This is a genomic window from Methylobacterium sp. WL18 (genome assembly GCF_008040015.1).
GTDB lineage: Bacteria > Pseudomonadota > Alphaproteobacteria > Rhizobiales > Beijerinckiaceae > Methylobacterium > Methylobacterium mesophilicum.
Genome location: NZ_VRVD01000434.1, coordinates 1 through 4,033, shown reverse-complemented (window position 1 = coordinate 4,033; position 4,033 = coordinate 1). Strand labels below are relative to the sequence as shown.

General features: G+C 67.2%; 2 protein-coding genes. One reads left to right on the top strand and one right to left on the bottom strand.

Going from position 1 to position 4,033, the window contains the following annotated elements; translation table 11 throughout:
- Positions 1-99: 99 nt before the first annotated feature.
- Entirely contained in the window at positions 100-1,962 is a 1,863-nt protein-coding gene (locus FV228_RS22355) for a M3 family oligoendopeptidase (RefSeq protein ID WP_147856611.1), read from the bottom strand.
- A gap of 237 nt (positions 1,963-2,199) precedes the next feature.
- On the opposite strand from FV228_RS22355, the gene FV228_RS22350 reads away from it, so the two are divergent.
- On the top strand, positions 2,200-3,684 hold the full coding sequence (locus FV228_RS22350; protein WP_147856610.1) for a sigma-54 dependent transcriptional regulator: 1,485 nt from the start codon (positions 2,200-2,202) through the stop codon (positions 3,682-3,684).
- The last annotated feature ends 349 nt before the right edge of the window (positions 3,685-4,033 follow it).

Sequence of the window (4,033 nt, the reverse complement as noted above, 5' to 3'; positions counted from 1 at the left end):
TTTTTTGGCTTTTTTTATAATTCCATTCTTATTTTTTTATCGTTTTGGCGGCTTCTCTAATGTTTCCCCCCCCAATTTTTTCCTCACGCCGCTAAGCAATCAGTCCATACCTTCCAGCTCGACGATCATCCCCTCGATCATCCCGAGCCCGATCTGCCAGAAACCCGGGTCCCGGGCGTCCAGGCCGAACGGTGCGAGCAACTCGCCGTAAGGCTTCGAGCCGCCGGCCGCGAGCAGCGCGAAGTAGCGGTCCACGAAACCGGATTCGGCCTTCGCGTAGACTCCGTAGAGCGAGTTCACGAGGCAGTCGCCGAACGCGTAGGCGTAGACGTAGAACGGCGAGTGGATGAAGTGGGGGATGTAGGCCCAGAACGGCTCGTAGCCCGCATCCAGGGTGATGGCGGGCCCCAGCGATTCCGCCTGGACCGAGAGCCAGAGGGCGTTGATCTGGTCGCTGGTCAACTCGCCCTTGGCGCGGGCGAGGTGGACCTTCCGCTCGAACGAATAGAACGCGATCTGGCGCACGACCGTGTTGATCATGTCCTCGACCTTCGCGGCGAGCATGGCCCGGCGCTGCGTCGTGTCGGTGGTCGCCGCCAGCAGCTTGCGGAAGGTCAGCATCTCGCCGAACACGCTGGCCGTCTCGGCGAGCGTCAGGGGCGTCGGCGCCATCAGGGCGCCGTTCGGACCGGCCAGCACCTGGTGGACGCCGTGGCCGAGTTCGTGGGCGAGCGTCATCACATCCCGCGGTTTCCCCTGATAATTCACGAGGACGTAGGGGTGGACCGAAGGGACGGTCGGGTGCGCGAAGGCGCCCGGCGCCTTGCCGGGCCGCGTCGGCGCGTCGATCCAGCGCTCGTCGAAGAACCGCTTCGCGATCCCGGCCATCTTCGGCGAGAACGCGTCGTAGGCCGACAGAACGGTGTCGCGGGCCTCCGTCCAGGGAATCGTGCGCTGCTCGACCCTCGGGAGCGGCGCGTTGCGGTCCCAGTAGGGCAGCGCATCCTGGCCGAACCACTTGGCCTTCAGCCGGTAGTAGCGGTGCGAGAGCCGCGGATAGGCCGCCTGCACGGCATCGACCAGGGCGGCCACCACCTCGGGCTCGACCCGGTTGGCGAGATGGCGCGCGTCGGCGACGTCCTTGAACCCGCGCCAGCGGTCGGAGATCTCCTTGTCCTTGGCGAGCGTGTTGGTGATGAGCGTGAACACGCGGAGATTGCCGCGCAGGACTTCACTGATCGCGCCCGCAGCCTCGCGGCGCACGGCGCCGTCCGGATCCTGCAGCTTGTTGAGCGTCGGCTCGAGCGGCATCTGCTCGCCCTGGACGGTGAAGCGCAGGGCCGCGATCGTCTCATTGAAGAGCCGGTCCCAGGCGGCGTTGGCCGTGACCGACTTCTCCAGGAACAGCTTCTCGGTGCGGTCGTCGAGCTGGTGCGGCTTCTCGCGCCGCAGATCCTCGATCCAGGGCGCGTAATGCGCCAGCGGTCCCTGGGACATCGCGGCATCCATCACCGCATCGTCGACCCGGTTCAGCTCGAGGGCGAAGAACAGCAGGTCGGCCGAGGCATCGGTCAGGCGCTCGCGGGTGTCTCCGTAGAACTTGGCCCGCGCCTCGTCGGTCGTGTCCCCGGAATAGATCAGGCCGGCGAACGACATCAGCTTGCCGAGCAGATCCTCGATGCCCTCGTAGGCCTTGACCGCCTCGGCGAGGCGCTCGGATGCGTTCTCCGCTGCGGCCAGCTCGGCGATCCGGCCGGCATAGCGGTCTGAAAATCCGCGGCACATCTCCTCGGCCCGGGCCATGTCGGCTGCGAATTCCGGGGCCTCGAGACCGGAATAGAGGTCCGACAGATCCCATTCCGGAAGATGGCCGAGGTCGACGGCCTTGGCGGCGGCGCGTGCGGCGCTCACGCCCTCGGGCAGACGGACGTTCACCGGCGAAGCGGTGGTGCTCGGCATCATGTCTCGCGATCCTGTTGGGGGGCTCATCCTCGTACCGTGATATCGAGCGCGCGGCCACGCGTTCAACGGCACCGGCCGCCCCGACGCTGTGACGACCGAATGCAAACGTCGTTAAGCGCCACTTTACGTCTCTCCGGCACCCTACGGTTCGAAACGAAACAGTCGCCGACTCAGGCGGTGCGGTGCGGGCCTGTCCCGAGCCGTCTCCGGGCCTGACGCGCCGCGCAGGGAGCCGCCATGTCCACCACCGTTCTCATCGTGGACGACGATCCGGTTCAGCGGCGCCTCGCCGAGGCGGCGGTGCGCCGGTTCGGTTTCAACGCACGCGTCGTGGAGACCGGCGCCGACGCGCTGACCGTGCTGAAGACCGAAGGTGCGGACGTGGTCCTCCTCGACCTGGTGATGCCGGGTCTCGACGGGCTCGGCGTGCTCGCCGAGATGCGCAGCAGCGGGCTCGACACGCCCGTCATCGTGCAGACCTCGAACGGCTCGATCGACGCCGTGGTCAACGCCATGCGGGCGGGCGCCGTCGACTTCGTGGTCAAGCCCGCCGGGGCCGAGCGGCTTCAGGTCTCGATCAAGAACGCCCTGCGGGTGGACGTGCTGGAGGAGGAGGTGCGCCGGATGCGTCGCCGCGCCTCCGGGGCGCTGACCTTCAAGGACCTGACGTCCAAGAGCCCCGACATGGAGCGGGTCATCCGCCTCGCCGAGCGCGCGGCCAAATCCAACATCCCGGTGCTGATCGAGGGCGAGTCCGGCGTCGGCAAGGAAGTGCTCGCCCGGGCGATCCAAGGGTCGGGCGACCGGCGCGGCAAGGCGTTCGTCACCGTCAATTGCGGTGCCATCCCGGAAAACCTCGTCGAGTCGACCTTGTTCGGCCACGAGAAGGGCGCCTTCACGGGCGCCACCGAAAAGCATGCCGGCAAGTTCGTCGAGGCCTCCGGGGGCACCCTGTTCCTCGATGAGATCGGCGAACTGCCCCTGGACGCGCAGGTCAAGCTGCTGCGCGCGCTTCAGGAAGGCGAGGTCGATCCGGTCGGCGGCAAGCGCTCCGTACGGGTCGACATCCGCCTGGTCTCCGCCACGAACCGCTCGCTGCTCGACCTCGTGAAGCAGGGCAAGTTCCGCGAGGACCTCTATTACCGCCTCAACGTCTTCCCGATGACGCTGCCGCCCCTGCGCGCGCGCCGCGAGGACATCCCGGATCTGGTGCGCTCGTTCTGTGCCCGGTTCTCGGCGGAAGAGGGCAAGCGGGTCCGCGCGATCACCCCGGAGGCGATGGCGCTGCTCACCCGCTATCCCTGGCCGGGCAACGTCCGCCAGCTGGAGAACGCCCTGTTCCGCGCCGTGGTGCTCGCCGATTGCGACGAGTTGACCGTGGCCGAGTTCCCGCAGATCGCCGCCCAAGTCGAAGGGTTCGACGTCCGCATCCCGGCGGCGCCCACCCAGCCGCAGATGCCGGCCTACGCCCCCGAGCCGGTGCGCGAGATCGTCAGGGTCGAGGTCCGCGACCCACATGCCATGTCGCTGGTCACCGAGGAGACCGGCGAGATGAAGACCATGGATGTGCTGGAGGCCGAGATCATCCGCTTCGCGCTGCAATTCTATCGGCAGCGCATGTCCGAAGTGTCCCGCCGCCTCGGAATTGGCCGATCCACCCTCTACCGCAAGCTGAAGGACCTTGGTCTGGAAGGCGACGAGAAGGCCGAGGACGCCGCCTAGCCAGGGCGGGGTGCGCTAGCGCACCGGGCGTTTCCTAGAGCGCCGGCCTGACGAACGACTTCGCGGCTCTGTCGAGCCCACTGGACCGACCAAACGACAACACATCGTTTGCCATTCCGATAAGATGTTTCGGCGCAAGAACTGAAGACTAGACGACGAAGACTGCAGTTGCTCAACGCCACGCTTGAGCGGATAATCACAATCTGAGCGTGCGGCCCTGCCGCCGCGTCCCGGGAGATCACGATGCGCGTCCCGCGCTCCAGCCTCGTCGCGCTGGCCGCCCTACTGACCGGATCGCTGGCCTCGGCCGGCGCGCTCGGCGCCGAGACCGCCACGCTCGACCCGGCGG